Raw genomic sequence first — 20,680 nt, 5'->3', positions numbered from 1 at the left:
TCAACGTCAATTGATTCACGGGGAAACCGCCTTCGCGATTTCCCCGTGCCCGGGCCGTCAGCGCGCGTACAGCACCGACGGCAGCCACAGGCCGATCTGCGGCCAGATGTAGAGCATCACGATCGCGATGACCTGGATGCCCATGAAGGGCATCATGCCCAGGAAGATCTGGTTGAGCGTGACGTGCGGCGGCGAGACGCCCTTCAGGTAGAAGGCCGACATGGCCACCGGCGGCGACAGGAAGGCCGTCTGCAGGTTCAGCGCCACCAGCAGCCCGAAGAACAGCGGGTCGACGCCGAAGTTGTCCAGCAGCGGGATGAAGATCGGCATGAAGATCACGATGATCTCGGTCCACTCCAGCGGCCAGCCCAGCACGAAGATGATCAGCTGCGTGAGCACCAGGAACTGGGTCTGGGTCAGGTCCATCGACAGCACCCAGCGCTCGACCAGCTCCTGTCCGCCCAGCAGGGCGAAGGCGGCCGAGAAGATGGCCGAGCCGACGAACAGCCAGCACACCATGGCCGAGGTCTTGGCCGTGAGGTACACGCTTTCCCTGAGCATCGGCAGCGAGAACTGGCGGTAGGCCAGGGCCAGCACGAAGCCGCCCAGCGCACCCACCGCCGCCGCTTCCGTCGGCGTGGCCAGGCCCAGCACGATGGAGCCCAGCACCGCCAGGATCAGGATGACCAGCGGGAAGAAGCTGGTCAGCAGCATCTTGAAGATCTCGAGGCGCGCAAAGCTGAGCAGGGCGTAGTACACGGCGAGCAGGGCAGCGCCCACGCCGACTCCGACCCAGTAGCCCATAGGGGCTTCGATGGCCGCCGCGGCCGCACCGCCGTCGGTGGCGGCTGCCGAGCCTCCGGCGCCCGGGGGTTCTTGAACGCCGTCGCCGCCCGGTGGCTCGCGGACGTCCGCACCGGCGGCGGGTGCCGCGGCCTCGTCGCCACCCGGCGGTTCCTTCACGCCCTCGTCGCTGGACGCCTCGGCATCCTCACTGGGCGGTTCCTGCACACCCTCCGCAGCCGGTTCCTTCACGCCTTCATCGGCGGACGGCGGTTCCTGGAGTCCGCCGGATTCGGCGCCGGGAGGCTCCTGCAGGCCGCCCGCGCTGCGTTCGATCGCCGGCGACTCGCCCATGCGCGTCAGGCCCTCTATCGCGACTTCGGCGGCGTCCGGCTCGGTCACGCTGCGATAGGTCCAGACGGCCACCAGCGCGAACAGCAGGGCCGGCAGCAGCGCCATGAACAGCTGGCGCAGCAGGTAGCCGGTCGGCACGTCCTGGTTGCGGCGCCCCTTGAGCGCGGCGAGCAGGCCCTTGACGGCCGGCTGGCTGCCATCGGCCCGGGTGATCTTCTGCGTGAGCGGGGGCAGGGGGACCACCCGGTCTTCGGCCGACAGCGGCGGCGCCAGCGAAGGCTTGAGCTTGGCCAGGATCACCACGTAGAGCACGTACAGGCCGGCCAGCATGATCCCGGGGAAGAAGGCGCCGGCATACAACTGCACCACGGACACACCGGCCGTGGCGCCATACACGATCAGCAGCACCGAGGGCGGGATCAGGATGCCCAGGCAGCCGCCGGCTGTGATCGAGCCGGCCGTCAGCTGGATGCTGTAGCCGGCCCGCAGCATGGCCGGCATCGCCAGCAGCCCCATCAGCGTCACCACGGCACCCACGATGCCGGTGGCGGTCGCGAAGATGGCGCAGGTGACGATCGTCGCCACCGACAGGGCGCCCGGCAGGCGCACCAGCATGAGGTGGATGCTGCGGAACAGCTTCTCGATCAGGTTGGCCCGTTCGACCAGGTAGCCCATGAACACGAACAGAGGCACCGCGATCAGCACGTCGTTGGCCATGGTCTTGTAGGCGGCCTGCACCATCAAGTCCAGCGTGTGGGTGGTGTTCCGCCCGTACGCCAGCCAAGTGAAGATCATGCCCATCCCCATCAGCGTGAAGGCGGTGGGGAAGCCCAGCATGATGGCCACGACCACCAGCGACAGCATCAGCAGGCCGATGTGGCCGCGCTCGATCTGGTCGACGCTGACCAGCATGTAGAGGGCGGCCGCGACGATCAGCCCCATCAGGCTGAAGCCGAACCAGAGTTCCTTGCGAATCTTCACAGCGAACCCCTTTCGGCGGGAGGCGCCGCAACGGTTCCACCGCGCTCGTCCGGGTTGACCGAGGCATCATCGGCGTGGACCATGGCCTTGAGCTTCTCGACGTCGACTTCCTCCACGTCCTCGCCACGGGAAGGCCATTCGCCGTCACGCAGGCAGATCACGCAGCGGGCGATCTCCACGAATCCCTGCAGCAGCAGGATGGCGCCGGCCACCGAGATGAAGAACTTGAAGGGATAGACCGGCAGCGGGTCTGCGTTGAAGGTCGTCTCGCGGATGGCGAGCGACTCGGTGAAGTAGATCCAGCCGGCCCAGGTCAGGGCGACCACCCCGGGCAGGAAGAAGACGATGTACAGCAGCAGGTCCAGCGTGGCCTGGGTGCGTGGGCGGAAGAAGCCGTACAGCACGTCGCCGCGGACGTGGCCGTCCTTGGCCAGGGTGTAGGCGCCGGCCATCATGAACAGCACGCCGTACTGCATGATCTGCGCGTCCAGCATCCAGCCGTGCGGCTGCCCCAGCGCATAGCGGGAGAACACCTCCCAGGAAATCATCACGGTCAGCGAAACGATGAGCCAGGCGAACAGCTGTCCCACCCAGGTGGACAGCCGGTCGATCGCCAGCAGGAGTCTTTGCATCGGTTGTCCCTTTGGACGTTGGCGCGGAGGTCCAGACACGCAAAGGGCGGCTGTGGTTGCAGCCGCCCTCTGGACTGGCCCGCTAGGGGGCGATCAGGACTTCTTGGCGCCCTTGCCGAAGTAGCGGTTGTAGGCCATGCGGAAGTCCACCGTGTAGTCGTTCTGCCACTGGCCGGCCCGCTGGGCGAAGGCGCGCTGCGAGTCCATCACCTTCTTGAAGTGCGGGTTCTCCGCCGCCTTCTTGGCCGTGACCTTGTCCCAGGCGTCCAGCTGCGCGCGCAGGATGGAGTCGGGCGTCTTGTAGAAATTGACCTTGTCCTTCGTCTTGAGGTCGATGTAGTCCTTGGAGTTGCGGTCGATCGCCTTCCAGCTCATGTCGGCACTGGCGGCCTGCACGCCGTAGTCGATGATGGACTTGAGTTCCGCCGGCAGCGCGTTGTACTTGGCCTTGTTGAACAGGATCTCGAACTGCTCGCCGGACTGGTGGAAGCTTTGGAGCATGCAGTTCTTGGCCACGTCGGGGAAGCCCAGCACGCGGTCCGACGAGGAGTTGTTGAACTCGGCCGCGTCGAGAAGGCCGCGATCGAGGGCCGGCACGATCTCGCCACCGGGCAGGGGGTTGACCGCCACGCCCAGTTCGTTGAACACGTCCACCGCCAAGCCGACGGTGCGGAATTTCAAGCCCTTGAGCTGCGAGACGTTCGAGACGGGCTTGCGGAACCAGCCCAGCGGCTGCACCGGCATCGGACCGTACAGGTACGAGACCACGTCCATGTTGATGGCCTTGTAGATCTCCTCCAGCAGCGCCTTGCCGCCGCCGTAGTAGTGCCATGCCAGCACCATGTTGGGGTCCATGCCGAAGGCCGGGCCCGAACCCCACAGCGCGAGGGCGGAGTTCTTGCCATAGTGGTAGGCCACCACGCCGTGGCCACCGTCGAGCGTGCCCTTGTTGACGGCTTCGAGCAGCTGGAACGCGGGCACCACGGCGCCGGCGGGCAGCACCTCGATCTTGAGCTTGCCGCCGGCCATGTCATTGACCTTCTTGGCGAAGTCCTGTGCGTACTCGTGGAAGATGTCCTTCGAGGGCCAGGTGCTCTGGAACCGGAACGATGCCGGTGCCGTCTGCGCCATGACCATGGGGGCGGTCACGGTGGCGCCGGCGGCGACCGCAGCGCCCTTGAGCAGGCGGCGACGGGTGGGGATGCTGGGTGTGGTCATCTGCAGTCTCCTGTCCAGTGTGTCTGGTTGATCGACCGGCTATCTTTGAAGCCGGGACTGTCACCGTTTGAGAGGGTTTTCACGGAGAGGTGTTGCGCCTTGGCGCTGCGCTTCATACTTATTCCCTAAAGGATGAGCCTCGCCGAGTGCGCGACGGGCCCACCTCGTCAGCCTGCTGCCAGCTTCGGCATTTGCCTGGCGCGCCGTCGCGTACCGCGGGCGCTGGCAGAATCGGAATCGACACCATGGAAGAGTCCAACCGATCACCATCGCCGGGCGAGTCGCCAGCGCCCCGGCCGGCCCGCGGCTATGCCGGTGACATACCCCCGGCCGTTGCCTACGACTGGTGGCGCAAGGGCGACGCCGTGCTGGTCGACGTCCGCAGCGACGCCGAGCGCGAGTGGGTCGGGTACATCCCCGGCGCCGTCGCTCTGGCCTGGAAGCAGTGGCCCGGCATGTCACCGAACCCGGATTTCGATGCTGGTTTGCGCGCAGCAGTACCTGCCGGCAAGAAGGCCGTGCTGCTGTGCCGCAGCGGCGCGCGATCGGCCGCCGCGGCGCGGCGGGCCACCGAGCTGGGGCTCGAGGCCTACAACATCCTCGAAGGCTTCGAGGGCGATGCCGACGAGAACGGCCATCGCGGGAGCAAGGGTGGCTGGCGCCTGCGCGGGCTGCCCTGGCGGCAGAACTGATTGCTTTCGATCCGGAAGAAACCATGGCAGTGAACCTCTCCGCCCCGATCGCGGGCGACCTCCGGCCCGTGCCCGGGCTTTCCATCGGCGTGGCCGAAGCGGGCGTGCGCAAGGCCAACCGCAAGGACCTGACGGTGTTCCTGTTGGAGCCCGGCGCCGGCGTGGCCGGCGTCTTCACCCGCAACCGCTTCTGCGCCGCACCCGTGCAGGTCTGCCGCGAGCACCTGGCCGAGGGCGACATCCGTGCGCTGGTGGTCAACACCGGCAATGCCAATGCGGGCACGGGCGAAGACGGACTGGCGCGCGCGCGAGCGACCTGCGATGCGCTGGCGCAGCGGCTCGGCGTCTCCTCCAGGCAGGTGCTGCCGTTCTCCACCGGCGTCATCATGGAGCCGCTGCCCGTGGACCGCATCGAGGCCGGGCTGCCCGCCGCGCTGGCCGATGCCGCGCCGGACCACTGGCTGCGCGCCGCCGAGGGCATCATGACCACCGACACCGTGGCCAAGGCGGCCAGCACGTCGGTTCGCATCGGTGCGGCGGACGTGGCGATCACCGGCATCAGCAAGGGCGCGGGCATGATCCGCCCCAACATGGCCACCATGCTGGGGTTCATGGCCACCGACGCCTGCGTGGCGCAGCCGCTGTTGCAGCAACTGGCGCAGGAGCTGGCCGACGGCTCGTTCAACCGCGTGACGGTGGACGGCGACACCTCGACCAACGACTCCTTCATCGTCATGGCGACCAACAAGGCCGCCCACCTGCCCATCACCTCGCTGGACAGCGCGGAAGGCCGTGCGTTGAAGGAGGCGATGCTGCAGGTCGCGCGCCAACTGGCGCAGGCCATCGTGCGCGACGGCGAGGGCGCGACCAAGTTCATCACCGTGCGGGTCGAGGGCGGCCGCACCGCCGACGAATGCCGGCAGGTCGGCTATGCGATCGCGCACTCGCCGCTGGTCAAGACGGCGTTCTTCGCCAGCGATCCCAACCTCGGCCGCATCCTCGCGGCCGTGGGCTACGCCGGCATCGACGACCTGGACCAGACCGCCATCGACCTGTGGCTGGACGACGTGCACGTCGCGCACCGGGGCGGGCGCAACCCGGCGTACCGCGAGGAGGACGGCCAGCGCGTGATGAAGCAGTCCGAGATCACGGTGCGCGTGGGCCTGGGCCGCGGTGCGGCGGTGGACACGATCTGGACCTGCGACCTCAGCCACGACTACGTGAGCATCAACGCGGACTACCGCTCATGAGCGACAAGCTGGACCTGCTGCTCGAGCGCGCCGGCCGCCTGCTCGATCGCCTGGAAGCGATCCTGCCGGGCCCGCTGGCAGCGCCGCCATGGGACGGCGCCATCGCCTGGCGCTATCGCCGGCGCTCGTCGGGGCACGGCACGCTGGATCCAGTGCGGCACGTCGCCGACATCCGCCTCACGGACCTGAAGGAGATTGACGCGCAGAAGGAGCGCATCCAGCGCAACACGCAACAGTTCGTGACCGGCCAGCCCGCCAACAACGTGCTGCTGACCGGTGCGCGCGGCACCGGCAAGTCGTCGCTGATCAAGGCCTGCCTGAACGAGTACGCGCCCCAGGGACTGCGGCTGATCGAGGTGGACAAGGCGGACATGACGGACCTGCCCGACATCGTGGACCTGGTCGCCGGCCGGCCGGAGAAGTTCATCGTGTTCTGCGACGACCTCAGCTTCGAGGAAGGCGAACCCGGCTACAAGGCGCTCAAGTCCATCCTCGACGGCTCGGTGGCGGCGGCCACGCCCAACCTGCTGGTCTATGCCACCAGCAACCGGCGCCACCTGCTGCCCGAGTACATGAAGGAGAACCTCAGCTACACCCACACCGACGACGGCGAGGTCCATCCGGGCGAGGTGGTGGAGGAGAAGATCTCGCTGTCCGAGCGGTTCGGGCTGTGGGTCAGCTTCTATCCCTTCACCCAGGACGAGTACCTCGCGATCACGGCGCAATGGCTGTCGTCCTTCGGCGTGGCGCGCCCCGCGATCGAGGCGGCGCGCGCCGAGGCGCTGGTGTGGGCGCTCGAGCGCGGCTCGCGCAGCGGCCGCGTGGCCTACCAGTTCGCACGCGACTGGGCCGGCCGGCACCCGGCCTCATGACGGGGGTGCTGGTCGCCGACGGCGACCGGCCGCGCGAAGGCGGCCCCGACCGCAAGGAAGTGGAAGTCGCCGTCGGCGTGCTGGTGCGAGCGGACGGGCGCTTCCTGCTCACCAGCCGGCCCGAGGGCAAGGTCTACGCCGGCTACTGGGAATTCCCGGGCGGCAAGGTCGAACCGGGCGAGACGGTCGAGGCCGCACTGCGGCGCGAGCTGATCGAGGAAATCGGGCTGGTGATCGGCGCGGTGCACCCCTGGCGCATCGAACGTGTCGACTACCCGCACGCGCTGGTGCGGCTGAACTTCTGCAAGGTGTACGACTGGACCGGCGAGCTGCAGATGCACGAAGGCCAGCGTTGCTCCTGGGAGTCGCTGCCGGTGCAAGTGCGGCCGGTGCTGCCCGGCACGGTGCCGGTGTTGCAGTGGTTCGCGCAGGAGCGCGGCTTCACGGGCGACACCCATTCGGCCGGCTGAGGCTCACTGCAGTTTCGGATCGCCGAAGGGCTGGTCGTCCGGGGGCGTTTCGTCCGGGAGGCGGAAGCCCTCGCTCGCCCACGCACCCAGGTCCAGGCTCTTGCAACGCTCGCTGCAGAAGGGCCGGTAGGGGTTGCTGGGGGCGTACACGCTGTTGCGGCCGCACTGCGGGCACTTCACGACCCGCCGCGGCGTCGTCCTGCCGCTCTCGCTTGCCATGCTCAGGAACACAGGGTCAGTTCGAAACCCGCATTTTCGTGGCTGGGATGCATCCGGTCGCTGCCTTCCTGGCGCATCAGGCGCACCGACACCATCAGGCGGTTGCCGCTGATCTCGGGAACCAGCTGCAGGGTCGGATCGATGCGCAGGCGCAGCAACTGGAAGCTGCGGCCCTGCGGCAGCGTCTGCTGGAAATGGCCGTCCACTGCCATCACCTTCTGCGCCGTGCCCGAATCGCGCAGCAGCTTGAGCAGCAGGTGCACCGACTCGGCCAGCGGCCCCAGGCAGCGGGCCCAGCGGCCCAGGTCGGCCTGGCGGGTCGGCGCGTCGAGTTGCTGCCAGGCGTAGTAGCCGGGCAGGTCGAATTCGCAGGTGCCGCCGGGAATGCCGATGCGGCTGCGGATGCCCATCAGCCACTCGTTGTCGGTCAGGGACTGGCCGGCCTTGCCCGGCTGGCTGTTCAGCGCCGAGAAGCAGGTGTCCAGGTCGGCGACCACCTCATCCAGCACGGCCTCTGCGATCGCGGGATTGCCGCGGTAGCCGTTGAGGATGGTCTTCTGCTTCTCCAGGTCCTTCATCAGGTCGGACTTGAGGTCGGCGCGGGCCGCCACGTCCATCACCTCGAAGAGGGTGGCCAGTGCGTAGTGGTGGTCGAGCGGGTGCTCGCGGAGGACCAGTTCGCCAAGTCGGCGGAACAGGTGTTCCAGCCGCAGGTAGGTCCGGATTCGTTCGTTGAACGGGTACTCGTAGAGGATCACGCGGGCGGCAGGGTGGGGGGCATTCGCGGACGCGCCATCATAGCCCGAAGGCCCTGGCCGCCTGCCGGACCTGCACATCGAGTTCGGCCAGCGACAGGCCGTCGTTGAAGATCACCGTGTCGGCGGCGGCCAGGCGCAGCGCGCGCGGAGCCTGCGCCGCGATGATGGCCTGCACCTGCGCGGGCTCGAGTGCGCTGCGCGCCACCACGCGGGCCACCTGCGTCGCCGGCAGGCAGTCGACCACCAGCACCCGGTCCACCTGCCGGCGCCAGCGGCCCGACTCCACCAGCAGCGGAATGTCGAACACGATGCAGCGCGCGCCAGCGGTCAGCGCCACTTCGACCTGGCGTGCCGTCTCGGCGCCCACCAGCGGATGGACGATGGCCTCCAGTTCGCGCCGGGCCTGCGGCTGCGCGTAGACGTGCGCGCGCATGCGTTCGCGGTCGAGCGCGCCGTCGGCGGTGATGAAGTCCGGGCCGAAGTGGGCACCGATCGCCGGGATGGCCGCACCGCCGGCGGCGGTGCTCGCGCGCGAGATCGCGTCGGCATCGATGGCGGCGGCCCCCAGTGCCGACAGCAGCTGCAGCACCGTGCTCTTGCCGCTGCCGATGCCGCCGGTCAGGCCGATGCGCATCGCGGCCATGGCTACAGCCCGATCAGGCGCAGGATGGCCGAGGGGCCGAACACCAGCGCCGTGAGGCCGGCGCCGGCTAGGAAGGGCCCGAAGGGAATGACGCCGCCTTCGCGCAGGCCGCCCGCGAATTTCATGGCGATGCCGATGATCGCGCCGATCACCGAGGCCATGAGCACGATGGGGACCAGCGCCTGCCAGCCGAACCAGGCACCCAGCGCGGCGAACAGCTTGAAGTCGCCGTAGCCCATGCCTTCCTTGCCCGTGAGCAGCTTGAAGCCTTTGTAGACCAGCCACAGGGACAGATAGCCCGCCACCGCGCCCCACAGCGATTGCTGCAGCGTCAGCCCGTTCCAGCGCAGCGCGGCCCCGATCAGGCCGGCCCACACCAGCGGCAAGGTGATGTCGTCGGGCAGCAGCGTGGTATCCCAGTCGATCAGCGCCAGCGCCAGCAGGGCGGCCGCGAACCCGCACCAGGCCAGCGCCGCCCAGGTGATGCCCCACTTCCATGCGCAGAAGGCGAACAGCCCTGCGGTGGCGAGTTCCACCAGGGGGTAGCGCATACCGATCGGGGTGCCGCAGGAGGAGCACTTGCCGCGCAGGACCAGGTAGCTCAGCACCGGGATGTTCTCGTACCAGCGGATCGCGTGGCCGCAGTTGCGACAGCGTGAGCGCGGCCGCATCAGGTCGAACGGCTCGGCCGCGGCCGGGGCCTGGCCGGCCAGTTCGGCACATTCGGCCGCCCACTGGCGCTCCAGCATCTTCGGCAGGCGGTAGATGACGACGTTGAGGAAGCTGCCCACCAGCAGCCCCAGGACGCCGGCCAGCGCGGCGCCCGCTTCCAGCGGCAGCATCAGACGACCGCGCCGAGCTTGAAGATGGGCAGGTACATCGAGACCACGATGCCGCCGATCAGGCCGCCGAGGAACACGATGATGATCGGCTCCATCAGGCTGGACAGGCCGGCGACCATGTCGTCGACCTCGGATTCGTAGAAGTCGGCCGCCTTGCCCAGCATGTGGTCGATGGAGCCGGATTCCTCGCCGATGGCGCACATCTGCAGCACCATGCTCGGGAACACGTTCACGTTGGTCATGGCCGCCGTCAGGCTGGTGCCGGTGGACACTTCCTGCTGGATCTTCTCGGTGGCCGTCTGGTAGACCGAGTTGCCGGAAGCGCCGCCCACCGAGTCGAGCGCCTCCACCAGCGGCACGCCGGCCGCGAACATGGTGGCGAGCGTGCGGGTCCACCGCGCGATCACCGACTTGTAGACCAGGTCGCCGAACACCGGCAGCTTGAGCATCAGCCGGTCCATGAACATCTGGACCTTCTCGTTGCGCTTCCAGGCCTGCATGAAGAAGTAGAACCCGCCGCCGATGACGCCGAAGATCAGCCACCAGTACTGGACGAAATACTCGCTCACGCCCATCACGAACAGCGTGGGTGCCGGCAGGTCGGCGCCGAAGGAGGTGAACACCTGCTTGAAGGCCGGGATCACGAAGATCATGATCACCGTCACCACGATGAAGGCGACCACCACCACCGAGATCGGGTACATCAGGGCCGACTTGATCTTGGACTTGATGCCCTCGGTCTTCTCCATGTAGACCGCCAGCCGGTCGAGCAGCGTCTCCAGGATACCGGCCGCCTCGCCGGCCTCGACCAGGTTGCAGTACAGGTTGTCGAAGTACAGCGGGTACTTGCGGAACGCGGCCGACAGGGAGGTGCCGGTCTCCACGTCGGTGCGGATGTCGTTGAGCAGCTTGGCCACGCTGGCATTGGCATTGCCGCGGCCGACGATGTCGAAGGCCTGCAGCAGCGGCACGCCGGCCTTCATCATGGTGGCAAGCTGGCGAGTGAAGATCGCGATGTCCTTCGGCTTGATCTTCTGGCCGGCGCGCATGCGGCGCTTCTTGATCTTGCTGGGCGTGATGCCCTGCCGGCGCAGCGCGGCCTGGACCTGGTTCTCGCCGGCGGCGCGCGTCTCGCCGCGCACCTGCTTGCCGTTGCGGTCGCGGCCCTCCCATTCGAAGACGAACTCCGTGACCTTGCCTGCTGTTGCCGTCGCCATGAAGGGCTACTCCTCTTGTCCTTGTCTGCGGCTAATCGTTCGTGCAGCCGAGCACTTCCTCGAGCGAGGTCATGCCCAGCCGGACCTTGTGCAGCCCCGACTGGCGCAGGCTCCTCACGCCTTCGGCCCGGGCCTGCGCGGCGATCTCCATGGAGCTGCCGTCGCGCAGGATGATCCGCTGGATCTCCTCGCTGATCGGCATCACCTGGTAGATGCCGACGCGCCCCTTGTAGCCGTTGTTGCACGCGGGACAGCCGACCGGACGATAGGGCGTCCAGGTGCCGTCGACCTCCTCCTCGGAAAACCCGGCCTCGATCAGCGTCTCGTGCGGGATGTCCGCCGGCTGCTTGCAGTTGACGCACAGGCGCCGGGCCAGCCGCTGCGCGGTGATCAGGATGACGCTGGAGGCGATGTTGAACGGCGCGATGCCCATGTTGCGCATCCGCGTCAGCGTGGTCGGCGCGTCGTTGGTGTGCAGGGTGGAGAGCACCAGGTGGCCGGTCTGCGCGGCCTTGATGGCGATGTCGGCGGTCTCCAGGTCGCGGATTTCGCCCACCATGATGACGTCCGGGTCCTGCCGCAGGAAGGATTTGAGCGCGGCGGCGAAGGTGAGCCCCGCCTTGTCGTTGACGTTGACCTGGTTGACGCCCGGCAGGTTGATTTCGGACGGGTCCTCGGCGGTCGAGATGTTGACGCCGGGCTTGTTCAGGATGTTCAGGCAGGTGTAGAGCGACACCGTCTTGCCCGAGCCGGTGGGCCCCGTGACCAGCACCATGCCGTAGGGCCGGTTGATGGCGTTGAGCAGCCGCTCCTTCTCCTCGGGTTCGTAGCCGAGCGCATCGATGCCCAGCTTGGCGCTGCTCGGGTCCAGGATCCGGATCACGATCTTCTCGCCGAACAGGGTGGGCAGCGTGCTGACCCGGAAGTCGATCACCCGGTCCGGGCCGACCTTGAGCTTCATCCGCCCGTCCTGCGGCACCCGCTTCTCGGAGATGTCCATCCGCGAGATGACCTTGATGCGCGAGGCGAGCTTGTCCTTGATGGCGATCGGCGGCGAGGCGATCTCGCGCAGCTCGCCGTCGATGCGGAAGCGGACGCGGTAGGTGTGCTCGTAGGGCTCGAAGTGCAGGTCCGAGGCCCGCATGCTGAAGGCGTCCAGCAGCATCTTGTGCAGGAACTTGACGACCGGTGCATCGTCGACTTCGGAGCCGCCCGAGGACTTCTCGTCCTCGTCGACCACCGATTCGTCCATGGTCGATTCGTCGAACTCGAAGTCCTCGCCGACGATGCTCTCCATGGCCTGGGTCGCGCTGGTGGCGTTGGCCTCGACCATCCGGGACAGCTTGTCGTACTCGGCGATGACCCAGTCCACGCCCATCTGGGTGGCGAACTTGATCTTGTCGGCAGCCTGCTGGTCGGACGGATCGGCGGTGGCGACGATCAGCCGGTTGTTGCGCTTGGACAGCACCACCACCCGGAAGGCCTGGCACAGCTTCAGGTCCAGCAGGTTCTTCGGCAGGCGCTGCACGTCCACCGCGTCCAGGTCCAGCAGCGGTGCGCCGTAGGAAACCGACATGGTGTGCGCCAGGTCCGCCGGCGAGACCGCACCGGAGCCGGTCAGCTCGGCAATGAAGCTGGTGCGGGCGGCCTGCGCCTTGCGGTAGAGCTCCTCGGCCGACTTCTGCCCCAGCTTGCCGGCCGAGACCAGCGTGCGTGCCAGCCCGGGCAGGGCCATGGACGGGGTATCGGTGAGTGCGGGGTCGACAGCGGCCATCGGTGAGTGTCAGCGGGGGGTCTCCTGCCGAGGCGAGGGGCAGCCAGCTGATCATCGCCTAAAGCCCAACCGGTGTAAATCTTGCGTGTGGTGCCGGACGCGAAGACGGTCGCCGGGGCGCGGCGTGGCCGCGCAGGAAATCACGGGAGGGAAGGGAAAACTGGTCGGGGTGAGAGGATTCGAACCTCCGGCCTCTACGTCCCGAACGTAGCGCTCTACCAGGCTAAGCTACACCCCGATCGGCCACTCGCGGGAGCCTGCGGCCTGATCCTGCGGATCAATTGCGACGCTCGAGCAGCTGAGCCGCCAATTGTACCAAACCCTCGGAGCAGTCATTGCGCGGCAGGCGCTGCGCACACGCGATTGCGCGTCGCGCCTCGGCGGCGGCGGCGGCGCGGGTGACCTCCAGGGCGCCGGTCTCGCGCACCACCGCAACGATCGCCTCCAGTTCCTGGGTGGCGCCGTTCTCGATGGCGTGCCGGATCAGGTCGCGCTGCGCCACCGAACCCCGTTCCATGGCGGCGATCAGCGGCAGCGTGGCCTTGCCCTCGCGCAGGTCGTCCCCGAGGTTCTTGCCCATCTCGTGGGCGTCGCCGTCGTAGTCCAGCACGTCGTCGATCACCTGGAAGGCGGTGCCCAGCGCCTGGCCGTACTCGGTGCAGGCCTGCTCCAGCTCGGGCGGCGCCCCCGCCAGCACGGCGCCGAGGCGGGCGCTGGCCTCGAACAGCTTGGCTGTCTTGGAGCGGATCACGCGCAGGTAGCCCGCTTCGTCGAGCGCGGCGTCGTGCATGTTCATCAGTTGCAGGACCTCGCCCTCGGCGATGACGTTGGTCGCCTCGGCGAGGATCGCCATCACCCGCATGTCGTTGGCGTCCAGCATCATCTGGAAGGCGCGCGAGTACAGGAAGTCTCCCACCAGCACGCTGGCCGGGTTGCCGAAGCTCTCGTTGGCGGTGGCCCGGCCCCGGCGCAGGGTGGAGCCGTCCACCACGTCGTCGTGCAGCAGCGTGGCCGTGTGGATGAATTCGACGACGGCGGCCAGGTTGAAGCGCTGCGGGCTCTTGCACCCGAGCGCGGCGCTGACCAGCAGCAGCAGGGCGGGCCGCAGGCGCTTGCCGCCGGCGGAAATGATGTAGCGGGAGACCTGGCCGACCAGCGGCACCCCGGAATCGAGGCGCCTGGCGATGACCGCATCGACCTCCTGCATGTCGTCGGCGATCAGGGAGAGCACCGAGGCGGTGCGGGCTGCTGGATCAGTCAAGGCGGGTCCGTCGGTTGCCGCGGGATTATAGGAAGCGGGACGGGCTGCAGGCCCGGCGTGGAAGCCCAGGCGGGTTAGTGACCGCCAACCATGGTATAGTCGCAGGCTCCCCGGGAAATCCGTCCCGGAGGTGATTTCCCGATATCGAGAGGTCTCACATGTACGCGGTCATAAAAACCGGCGGCAAGCAGTATCGCGTTGCCTCCGGCGAAAAGATCAAAGTAGAACAGATTGCTGCGGACGTAGGCCAGGAAATCGTGATCGACCAGGTGCTGGCTGTCGGCAACGGCAGCGACCTGAAGATCGGCACGCCCCTGGTGTCCGGCGCCACCGTCAAGGCCACGGTAGTGGCCCACGGCAAGCACGACAAGGTGCGCATCTTCAAGATGCGCCGCCGCAAGCACTACCAGAAGCGCCAGGGGCACCGCCAGCAGTTCACCGAGCTGCAGATCGGCGCCATCGCGGCCTGATCACCGGAGTTTGAAATGGCACAGAAAAAAGGCGGCGGCTCTACGCGCAACGGGCGGGATTCCCAGCCCAAGATGCTCGGCGTGAAGGCGTTCGGCGGTGAACTGATCAGCGCCGGCTCCATCATCGTTCGCCAGCGCGGCACCAAGTTCCACGCCGGCACCAATGTCGGCGTGGGTCGTGACCACACTCTCTTCGCGCTGGTCGACGGGCGCGTCCAGTTCGCCACCAAGGGCGCACTGAACAAGCACACGGTCAACGTGGTCCCGGCGTAAGCCGCCAGGCTTTCCGGCAACGAAGGCCCTGCGTCGCAAGCGCAGGGCCTTTTTGTTGAACCCCTTCCTGGAACCTCCCGCATGAAATTCGTGGACGAAGCCTTCATCGACGTGGCCGCCGGCGACGGGGGGAACGGCTGCGTCTCCTTCCGGCACGAGAAGTACAAGGAGTTCGGCGGCCCCAACGGCGGCGACGGCGGCCGCGGCGGCCACGTCTATGCCGTGGCGGACCCCAACCTCAACACGCTGGTCGACTACCGCTATTCCCGCCGCCACGAGGCCAGGCGCGGCGAGCACGGCATGGGCTCGGACATGTTCGGGGCCGCCGGCGCCGACATCACGCTGAAGATGCCGGTGGGCACCATCGTCAGCGACGCCGAGACCGGCGAGGTGCTGCACGAACTGCTGACCCCCGGCGAGACGATCGTCCTGGCCAAGGGCGGCGACGGCGGCTTCGGCAACATGCGCTTCAAGAGCTCGATCAACCGGGCGCCGCGGCAGAAGACGCCGGGCTGGCCGGGCGAGAAGAAGAGCCTGAAGCTCGAACTCAAGGTGCTGGCCGACGTGGGCCTGCTCGGCATGCCCAATGCCGGCAAGTCGACCCTGATCGCCGCGATCTCCAACGCCCGGCCCAAGATCGCCGACTACCCGTTCACGACGCTGCACCCCAACCTGGGCGTGGTGCGCGTGGGGCCGGAGCAGAGCTTCGTGGTGGCCGACGTGCCCGGGTTGATCGAGGGCGCGTCGGAGGGGGCCGGCCTGGGCCACCAGTTCCTGCGCCACCTGCAGCGCACCCGCCTGCTGCTCCACCTCGTCGACGTGGCGCCCTTCGACGAGGCGGTCGATCCGGTCGCGCAGGCCAAGGCCATCGTCGCGGAGCTGAAGAAGTACGACAAGGCCCTGTACGACAAGCCGCGCTGGCTGGTGCTGAACAAGATCGACATGGTGCCGGCTGCCGACCGCGAGGCGCTGGTGAAGGATTTCGTGCGCCGACTGCGCTACAAGGGCCCGGTGTTCCGCATCTCGGCGCTGACCCGGGAAGGCTGCGACGAACTGGTCCAGGCCGCCTTCCAGCACCTGCACGCCCGCCGGCTCGAGGAGCAGGCGCAGGGGCAGCCCGAAGTCGACCCGCGCTTCGCATCGCGCCCGGACGGAAAGGACCCGGAATGACTGCCGTCCAGGATAGCCCCAGGTCCGGGCACGCCCAACTCCTGAAGGGGGCGCGCCGCATCGTCGTGAAGGTCGGCTCCAGCCTGGTGACCAACGAGGGCCGCGGGCTGGACGAGGGCGCCATCGGCGAGTGGTGCCGCCAGCTGGCGGCGTTGGCACGCGAGGGCCGCGAGCTGATCATGGTGTCCAGCGGCGCCGTTGCCGAAGGCATGAAGCGGCTCGGCTGGCGGGCGAGGCCGCGCGAGCTGAACGAACTGCAGGCCGCGGCCGCGGTCGGCCAGATGGGCCTGGCGCAGATGTACGAGACCAAGCTGCGCGAGAACGGCCTCGGTTCGGCCCAGGTGCTGCTCACGCACGCCGACCTGGCCGACCGCGAGCGCTACCTCAACGCACGGTCCACCCTGCTGACGCTGCTGTCGCTCGGCGTGCTGCCGGTGATCAACGAGAACGACACCGTCGTCAACGACGAGATCAAGTTCGGCGACAACGACACGCTGGGCGCGCTCGTGGCCAACCTGGTGGAAGCCGACCTGCTGGTGATCCTGACCGACCAGCGCGGGCTGTACACCGCCGATCCGCGCCACGACCCCGGGGCGCAATTCGTCCACGTCGGCCGCGCCGGCGATCCCGCGCTGGAGGCCATGGCTGGGGGCGCCGGTTCCGGCATCGGCAAGGGCGGCATGATCACCAAGATCCTGGCGGCCCGGCGAGCCGCGCGCTCGGGCGCATCGACCGTCATCGCCTGGGGCCGCGAACCCGACGCGCTGTTGCGGCTGGCCGGCGGCGAGGGCATAGGCACCCTCCTGGTGGCGCCGACGCAGAAAAGCCAGGCACGCAAGCGCTGGATGGCCGATCACCTGCAGTTGCGGGGTGCGGTGCTGGTGGACCCGGGCGCCGTCGCCAAGCTGGTGCGCGAAGGCAAGAGCCTGCTGCCGATCGGGATGACGGCCGTGGAGGGCGAGTTCTCGCGCGGCGAGGTGATCGCCGTGCGCGGCCCGGACGGTGCCGAGATCGCGCGCGGCCTGGCGAACTACGCCAGCGCCGAGGCGCGCCTGCTGTGCCGCAAGCCCTCGACCGAGATCGAGAAGCTGCTCGGCTACATGGCCGAACCGGAGATGATCCACCGCACCAACCTGGTCCTCACGCGCTGAGCGCGCGGGTGGGTCAGCGCAGTTCGGGCCGGAAGCGGGTGTCGGCCGGCTTGCCCAGGTCGATCGCGATGTGCTCCGGCGAGCGGTTCGGGGCATGGCCCATGCAGGCGCCGCCGCGCGCGATCAGCAGCGTGTGCCGCCGCGCCCCGCTGCCGTGGATCGGTTTCCATTCGCGATCGGGAGCGGGCACCCACTGGTCGCCGGCATGGCGCGCGTACACCGTCGACTCCGCCGTGTTGCAGCGCAGCCCCTCGTAGATGGCATTGACCGCGCCGCTGTCGCTTTGCGCCACCACCACGTAACGCACCACGCCATCGGGGCCGATGCTGATGGAGGACGGATCCACGCCCCAGCGCAGCTCCGTGCCGCGCATCTCCAGGGGCACCAGGCGGGAGGTGTTCAGCGCCGGCGGCGGCGGGGCCGCGGCCTCCTTCCAGTCCGGATCGACGTCGACCAGCTGCGCATGCGCGGCTCCGCACAGCGCCAGCGCGCACAGCGCGGCGCTAGGACGCACGGTTGCTTCCCGCCGGTTGGACCTGCAGGGCGGATTGCGGGTCGGGTTCGAAGGTTGCGCCAGGGGGCAGCTCGAACGAGGGGCCGGGCAGGGCGGGTTCGGCCGGACCGGCGTCGTGCGGCGCCGCGTCGCGCGAACGCATGCCGCTGCGCAGGTAGCGGTTGCGGTGGTCGTGGCGCGGCACGTAGCGGGCCAGCTCGGTCAGCGCCATCTCGTAGACGCCGCGCTTGAATTCGACCACCACGTCCAGCGGCACCCAGTAGTCGTTCCAGCGCCAGGCGTCGAACTCGGGATGGTTGGTGGCGCGCAGGTTCAGGTTCCAGTCCTGGCCCGTCAGCTGCAGCAGGTACCAGATCTGCTTCTGGCCCTTGTAGTGGCCGCGCGCATCGCGGCGGATGTAGCGATCCGGCACCTCGTAGCGCAACCAGTCGCGCGTGCGGGCGATGATGCGCACGTGTTCGGGCATGAGCCCGACCTCTTCGTGCAACTCGCGGAACATCGCCTGTTCGGGCGTCTCCCCGCGATCGATCCCGCCTTGCGGAAACTGCCAGCTGTGGGTGCGGATTCGCTTGCCCCAGAACACCTGGTTTTTCTGGTTGAGCAGGATGATGCCGACGTTGGGCCTGAAGCCGTCCCGGTCAAGCATAATCAAACCCCAAACTTTTGAACTGAGTCCATTATGCACGGCGCCTTGCGCGCACGCCAAGGAACTCAGCAGCCTCGCTCCCTCCCCCCGCGTTTCCGAATGAAAGCCTCACAGTTCCTGATCTCCACGCTCAAGGAAGCACCCGCCGATGCCGAGGTGGTGAGCCACCAGCTGATGATGCGGGCGGGCATGGTCAGGAAGCTGGGCGCCGGCATCTACACCTGGATGCCCATGGGCCTGCGCGTGGTGCGCAAGATCGAGGCGATCGTGCGCGAGGAAATGAACCGCGCCGGCGCGGTGGAACTGCTGATGCCGGTGGTGCAGCCGGCCGAGTACTGGCAGGAGACCGGCCGCTGGTCGAAGATGGGTCCCGAGCTGATGCGGGTGAAGGATCGCCATGAGCGCGACTTCGTCATCCAGCCGACCAGCGAGGAAGTCGTCACCGACATCGGGCGCCAGGAGTTGCGCAGCTACAAGCAGCTGCCGAAGAACCTGTATCACATCCAGACCAAGTTCCGCGACGAGCGGCGCCCGCGCTTCGGCGTGATGCGCAGCCGCGAGTTCATCATGAAGGACGCCTACAGCTTCGACCGCGACGCCGCCGGCGCCAAGGCGAGCTACCAGGTGATGGCGAAGGCTTACCGCGCGATCTTCGACCGCTTCGGCCTGCGCTACCGCGCTGTGGCGGCGGACAGCGGCGCCATCGGCGGCGACCTGTCGGAAGAATTCCAGGTGATCGCCGCCACCGGCGAGGACGCGGTCGTGTACTGCCCGGACAGCGACTACGCGGCCAACATGGAGAAGGCCGAAGCGCTGGCGCCGGCGGGCCCGCGCCCGTCCGCCGGTCAAGCCATGGAGAAGACGCCGACGCCCGGCAAGAGCACCTGCGCGGAGGTCGCCGAGCTGCTCGGCCTCCCGCTGGACCGCACCGTCAAGTCGCTGGTGCTGGCGACCGACCAGCTCGACGAGGCCGGCGCGGTCACGCAGACGCAGCTCTGGCTGCTGCTGCTGCGCGGCGACCACGACATGAACGAGATCAAGGTCGGCAAGGTGGCCGGCCTGGACCAGGGCTTCCGCTTCGCCACCACCACCGAGATCGTCGAGCACTTCGGCACGCCGCCCGGCTACCTGGGCCCGATCGGGCTGAAGCAGCCGGTGCGCATCGTGGCCGACCGCGAGGTCGCGGTGATGGCCGACTGGGTCTGCGGCGCCAACGACGAAGGCTTCCACCTGACCGGCGTGAACTGGGGGCGCGACCTGCCCGAACCCGACGCCGTGGCCGACCTGCGCAACGTGGTCGAGGGCGACCTGTCGCCGGACGGCAAGGGCCGGCTGGCGATCGAGCGCGGCATCGAGGTCGGCCACATCTTCTATCTCGGCACCAAGTACAGCGAGCCGATGCAGGCCACCTTCCTCGACGAGGCCGGCAAGCCGCAGCCCATGGAGATGGGTTGCTACGGCATCGGCATCACCCGCCTGCCGGCCGCCGCCATCGAGCAGAACCACGATGCGCGCGGCATCATCTGGCCGGATGCGATCGCGCCGTTCACCGTGGTGCTGTGCCCGATCGGCATGGACCGCAGCCCCGCGGTGCGCGAGGCGGCGCAGAAGCTGCACGACGACCTGGTGGCAGCCGGCGTCGACGTGATGCTGGACGACCGCGGCGAGCGCCCTGGCGCGATGTTCGCCGACTGGGAATTGATCGGCGTGCCGCACCGGCTGGTGATCTCCGACCGCGGTCTGAAGGACGGCCAGCTCGAATACCAGCACCGCCGCGACGCCGCGGCCACGCAGGTGCCGGCCGGCGAGGCGCTGGCGTTCCTGCGCGGCCGCCTGCAGGCGTGATCGGCCGGCGCCGCGCGCTGGCGCTGCTGGCGTGCGGGGCCGCGCCCTGGTCGCTGCCGGCACGCGCCGGCGCGCAGATCGAGGAGCCGCTGGCCGACTCGGTGCGCACGGCCCTGAGTTCGGCCATCGCCAACTCGGCCCCGCCGGTGCCCGAGTTCGCCGACACCGAATCGCGGCTGGCCTACCTGCGCTGGCTGGGCACCATGAGTCCGCGGCTGGCACGCCGCAAGCCCGACTGGCAGGAGCGCAAGGAATTCCTGCAGACGGTCTGGTACGAGAGCAAGCGCGCTGGCCTTGACACCGGCCTGGTGCTCGGCCTGATCCAGGTGGAGAGCGCCTTCCGCAAGTTCGCCGTCAGCCGCGTGGGCGCGCGCGGCTACATGCAGGTCATGCCGTTCTGGAGCCGGCTGATCGGCGACGGCGACCCCGGCAAGCTGTTCCACATGCAGACCAACCTGCGCTTCGGCTGCGTGATCCTGCGCCACTACGTCGACCGCGAGCGCGGCGACCTGTTCATGTCGCTGGGGCGGTACAACGGCAGCCGCGGCAAGCCGCAATACCCACGGGCAGTTTTCGCGGCGGCCCGCCACTGGCAGTTCACCGATCCGGTGCCGCCCAAGGCACCCGCTGGCGCCACCAGCTGAC

General features: G+C 68.4%; 22 protein-coding genes and 1 tRNA gene. 10 read left to right on the top strand and 13 right to left on the bottom strand.

What is annotated here, in order from left to right:
• Positions 1–57: 57 nt before the first annotated feature.
• From VEC03_RS02450 to VEC03_RS02440, 3 genes are all read right to left on the bottom strand, one after another.
• Complete coding sequence (locus VEC03_RS02450; protein ID WP_324912539.1) at positions 58–2,118, bottom strand: TRAP transporter large permease subunit; 2,061 nt, start codon at positions 2,116–2,118, stop codon at positions 58–60.
• Positions 2,115–2,750 (bottom strand): TRAP transporter small permease subunit, encoded by a 636-nt coding sequence (locus tag VEC03_RS02445; protein ID WP_324912538.1) that lies wholly within the window; start codon positions 2,748–2,750, stop codon positions 2,115–2,117. The genes VEC03_RS02450 and VEC03_RS02445 overlap by 4 nt, the downstream gene beginning before the upstream one ends.
• Positions 2,751–2,843: 93 nt before the next feature.
• The gene (locus VEC03_RS02440) at positions 2,844–3,968 is read right to left on the bottom strand and encodes a TRAP transporter substrate-binding protein (protein ID WP_324912537.1); all 1,125 of its coding nucleotides are present in this window, start codon (positions 3,966–3,968) and stop codon (positions 2,844–2,846) included.
• Positions 3,969–4,213: 245 nt separating this feature from the next.
• Here VEC03_RS02440 and VEC03_RS02435 point away from each other — a divergent pair, with 245 nt between their 5' ends.
• From VEC03_RS02435 to VEC03_RS02420, 4 genes are read left to right on the top strand one after another with little or no spacing between them, the layout of a single operon-like run.
• Complete coding sequence (locus tag VEC03_RS02435) at positions 4,214–4,660, top strand: rhodanese-like domain-containing protein (protein WP_324912536.1); 447 nt, start codon at positions 4,214–4,216, stop codon at positions 4,658–4,660.
• Between the two features lie 23 nt (positions 4,661–4,683).
• Entirely contained in the window at positions 4,684–5,910 is a 1,227-nt protein-coding gene (gene argJ / locus VEC03_RS02430; protein WP_324912535.1) for a bifunctional glutamate N-acetyltransferase/amino-acid acetyltransferase ArgJ, read from the top strand.
• Positions 5,907–6,782, top strand: a complete 876-nt coding sequence (locus VEC03_RS02425) for an ATP-binding protein (RefSeq protein ID WP_324912534.1) — start codon at positions 5,907–5,909, stop codon at positions 6,780–6,782. The genes argJ and VEC03_RS02425 overlap by 4 nt, the downstream gene beginning before the upstream one ends.
• A complete protein-coding gene (locus VEC03_RS02420) occupies positions 6,779–7,252 on the top strand; it encodes an NUDIX domain-containing protein (RefSeq protein WP_324912533.1) in 474 nt (157 codons plus the stop codon). Before VEC03_RS02425 ends, VEC03_RS02420 begins: the two co-directional genes overlap by 4 nt.
• Positions 7,253–7,255: 3 nt before the next feature.
• Here the strand turns inward: VEC03_RS02420 and VEC03_RS02415 are convergent, their stop codons facing one another.
• The 8 genes from VEC03_RS02415 to VEC03_RS02380 form a co-directional block, all read right to left on the bottom strand.
• A complete protein-coding gene (locus VEC03_RS02415) occupies positions 7,256–7,471 on the bottom strand; it encodes a DNA gyrase inhibitor YacG (RefSeq protein WP_324912532.1) in 216 nt (71 codons plus the stop codon).
• 2 nt (positions 7,472–7,473) lie between these two features.
• Positions 7,474–8,229 carry a cell division protein ZapD gene (gene zapD / locus VEC03_RS02410; RefSeq protein WP_324912531.1) on the bottom strand — a complete coding sequence of 252 codons (756 nt, stop codon included), beginning with the start codon at positions 8,227–8,229 and terminating at the stop codon, positions 7,474–7,476.
• Positions 8,230–8,266: 37 nt separating this feature from the next.
• Positions 8,267–8,872 (bottom strand): dephospho-CoA kinase, encoded by a 606-nt coding sequence (gene coaE / locus VEC03_RS02405; RefSeq protein ID WP_324912530.1) that lies wholly within the window; start codon positions 8,870–8,872, stop codon positions 8,267–8,269.
• 2 nt (positions 8,873–8,874) lie between these two features.
• Entirely contained in the window at positions 8,875–9,714 is an 840-nt protein-coding gene (locus VEC03_RS02400) for an A24 family peptidase (RefSeq protein ID WP_324912529.1), read from the bottom strand.
• Positions 9,714–10,931: a type II secretion system F family protein gene (locus tag VEC03_RS02395; RefSeq protein ID WP_324912528.1), complete on the bottom strand. Its 1,218-nt coding sequence runs from the start codon at positions 10,929–10,931 to the stop codon at positions 9,714–9,716. The genes VEC03_RS02400 and VEC03_RS02395 overlap by 1 nt, the downstream gene beginning before the upstream one ends.
• Before the next feature lie 31 nt (positions 10,932–10,962).
• Complete coding sequence (gene pilB, locus VEC03_RS02390; protein ID WP_324912527.1) at positions 10,963–12,705, bottom strand: type IV-A pilus assembly ATPase PilB; 1,743 nt, start codon at positions 12,703–12,705, stop codon at positions 10,963–10,965.
• A gap of 161 nt (positions 12,706–12,866) precedes the next feature.
• A tRNA-Pro gene (locus VEC03_RS02385) sits at positions 12,867–12,943 on the bottom strand.
• 39 nt (positions 12,944–12,982) lie between these two features.
• Positions 12,983–13,912: a polyprenyl synthetase family protein gene (locus VEC03_RS02380; protein ID WP_324912665.1), complete on the bottom strand. Its 930-nt coding sequence runs from the start codon at positions 13,910–13,912 to the stop codon at positions 12,983–12,985.
• Between the two features lie 212 nt (positions 13,913–14,124).
• Between VEC03_RS02380 and rplU the strand changes: the two genes are divergently transcribed.
• The 4 genes from rplU (at position 14,125) to proB (ending at position 17,030) form a co-directional block, all read left to right on the top strand.
• Positions 14,125–14,436 (top strand): 50S ribosomal protein L21, encoded by a 312-nt coding sequence (gene rplU / locus VEC03_RS02375; RefSeq protein WP_271233406.1) that lies wholly within the window; start codon positions 14,125–14,127, stop codon positions 14,434–14,436.
• Between the two features lie 15 nt (positions 14,437–14,451).
• The gene (rpmA, locus tag VEC03_RS02370; protein WP_324912526.1) at positions 14,452–14,709 is read left to right on the top strand and encodes a 50S ribosomal protein L27; all 258 of its coding nucleotides are present in this window, start codon (positions 14,452–14,454) and stop codon (positions 14,707–14,709) included.
• An 81-nt stretch (positions 14,710–14,790) separates the two neighbouring features.
• Positions 14,791–15,879 (top strand): Obg family GTPase CgtA, encoded by a 1,089-nt coding sequence (gene cgtA / locus VEC03_RS02365; protein ID WP_324912525.1) that lies wholly within the window; start codon positions 14,791–14,793, stop codon positions 15,877–15,879.
• On the top strand, positions 15,876–17,030 hold the full coding sequence (gene proB / locus VEC03_RS02360; protein WP_324912524.1) for a glutamate 5-kinase: 1,155 nt from the start codon (positions 15,876–15,878) through the stop codon (positions 17,028–17,030). Before cgtA ends, proB begins: the two co-directional genes overlap by 4 nt.
• Positions 17,031–17,043: 13 nt before the next feature.
• Here proB and VEC03_RS02355 read toward each other — a convergent pair whose 3' ends face one another.
• Both VEC03_RS02355 and VEC03_RS02350 read right to left on the bottom strand, forming a co-directional pair.
• A complete protein-coding gene (locus VEC03_RS02355) occupies positions 17,044–17,544 on the bottom strand; it encodes a CNP1-like family protein (protein ID WP_324912523.1) in 501 nt (166 codons plus the stop codon).
• The gene (locus VEC03_RS02350; RefSeq protein ID WP_324912522.1) at positions 17,534–18,190 is read right to left on the bottom strand and encodes an RNA pyrophosphohydrolase; all 657 of its coding nucleotides are present in this window, start codon (positions 18,188–18,190) and stop codon (positions 17,534–17,536) included. Before VEC03_RS02350 ends, VEC03_RS02355 begins: the two co-directional genes overlap by 11 nt.
• Positions 18,191–18,289: 99 nt before the next feature.
• On the opposite strand from VEC03_RS02350, the gene VEC03_RS02345 reads away from it, so the two are divergent.
• Positions 18,290–20,035: a proline--tRNA ligase gene (locus VEC03_RS02345; protein ID WP_324912521.1), complete on the top strand. Its 1,746-nt coding sequence runs from the start codon at positions 18,290–18,292 to the stop codon at positions 20,033–20,035.
• Positions 20,032–20,679, top strand: coding sequence for a lytic transglycosylase domain-containing protein (locus tag VEC03_RS02340; protein WP_414708445.1), 648 nt, complete (start codon positions 20,032–20,034; stop codon positions 20,677–20,679). Before VEC03_RS02345 ends, VEC03_RS02340 begins: the two co-directional genes overlap by 4 nt.
• The last annotated feature ends 1 nt before the right edge of the window (position 20,680 follow it).

Origin of the sequence: Ramlibacter sp., from assembly GCF_035627355.1 — a bacterium.
Classification (GTDB): domain Bacteria; phylum Pseudomonadota; class Gammaproteobacteria; order Burkholderiales; family Burkholderiaceae_C; genus Ramlibacter.
Note: the sequence above shows the minus strand (reverse complement) of the source record. Positions and strands in the feature narration are given on the sequence as shown.

Coding starts and splice junctions, on each gene's coding strand:
- VEC03_RS02345 (WP_324912521.1), top strand. CDS start 18,290: ATGAAAGCCTCACAGTTCCTGATCTCCACGCTCAAGGAAGCACCCGCC.
- VEC03_RS02400 (WP_324912529.1), bottom strand. CDS start 9,714: ATGCTGCCGCTGGAAGCGGGCGCCGCGCTGGCCGGCGTCCTGGGGCTG.
- pilB (WP_324912527.1), bottom strand. CDS start 12,705: ATGGCCGCTGTCGACCCCGCACTCACCGATACCCCGTCCATGGCCCTG.
- VEC03_RS02440 (WP_324912537.1), bottom strand. CDS start 3,968: ATGACCACACCCAGCATCCCCACCCGTCGCCGCCTGCTCAAGGGCGCT.
- VEC03_RS02395 (WP_324912528.1), bottom strand. CDS start 10,931: ATGGCGACGGCAACAGCAGGCAAGGTCACGGAGTTCGTCTTCGAATGG.
- rplU (WP_271233406.1), top strand. CDS start 14,125: ATGTACGCGGTCATAAAAACCGGCGGCAAGCAGTATCGCGTTGCCTCC.
- VEC03_RS02435 (WP_324912536.1), top strand. CDS start 4,214: ATGGAAGAGTCCAACCGATCACCATCGCCGGGCGAGTCGCCAGCGCCC.
- cgtA (WP_324912525.1), top strand. CDS start 14,791: ATGAAATTCGTGGACGAAGCCTTCATCGACGTGGCCGCCGGCGACGGG.
- VEC03_RS02415 (WP_324912532.1), bottom strand. CDS start 7,471: ATGGCAAGCGAGAGCGGCAGGACGACGCCGCGGCGGGTCGTGAAGTGC.
- VEC03_RS02380 (WP_324912665.1), bottom strand. CDS start 13,912: ATGCAGGAGGTCGATGCGGTCATCGCCAGGCGCCTCGATTCCGGGGTG.
- argJ (WP_324912535.1), top strand. CDS start 4,684: ATGGCAGTGAACCTCTCCGCCCCGATCGCGGGCGACCTCCGGCCCGTG.
- proB (WP_324912524.1), top strand. CDS start 15,876: ATGACTGCCGTCCAGGATAGCCCCAGGTCCGGGCACGCCCAACTCCTG.
- coaE (WP_324912530.1), bottom strand. CDS start 8,872: ATGGCCGCGATGCGCATCGGCCTGACCGGCGGCATCGGCAGCGGCAAG.
- rpmA (WP_324912526.1), top strand. CDS start 14,452: ATGGCACAGAAAAAAGGCGGCGGCTCTACGCGCAACGGGCGGGATTCC.
- VEC03_RS02425 (WP_324912534.1), top strand. CDS start 5,907: ATGAGCGACAAGCTGGACCTGCTGCTCGAGCGCGCCGGCCGCCTGCTC.
- VEC03_RS02420 (WP_324912533.1), top strand. CDS start 6,779: ATGACGGGGGTGCTGGTCGCCGACGGCGACCGGCCGCGCGAAGGCGGC.
- VEC03_RS02445 (WP_324912538.1), bottom strand. CDS start 2,750: ATGCAAAGACTCCTGCTGGCGATCGACCGGCTGTCCACCTGGGTGGGA.
- VEC03_RS02350 (WP_324912522.1), bottom strand. CDS start 18,190: ATGCTTGACCGGGACGGCTTCAGGCCCAACGTCGGCATCATCCTGCTC.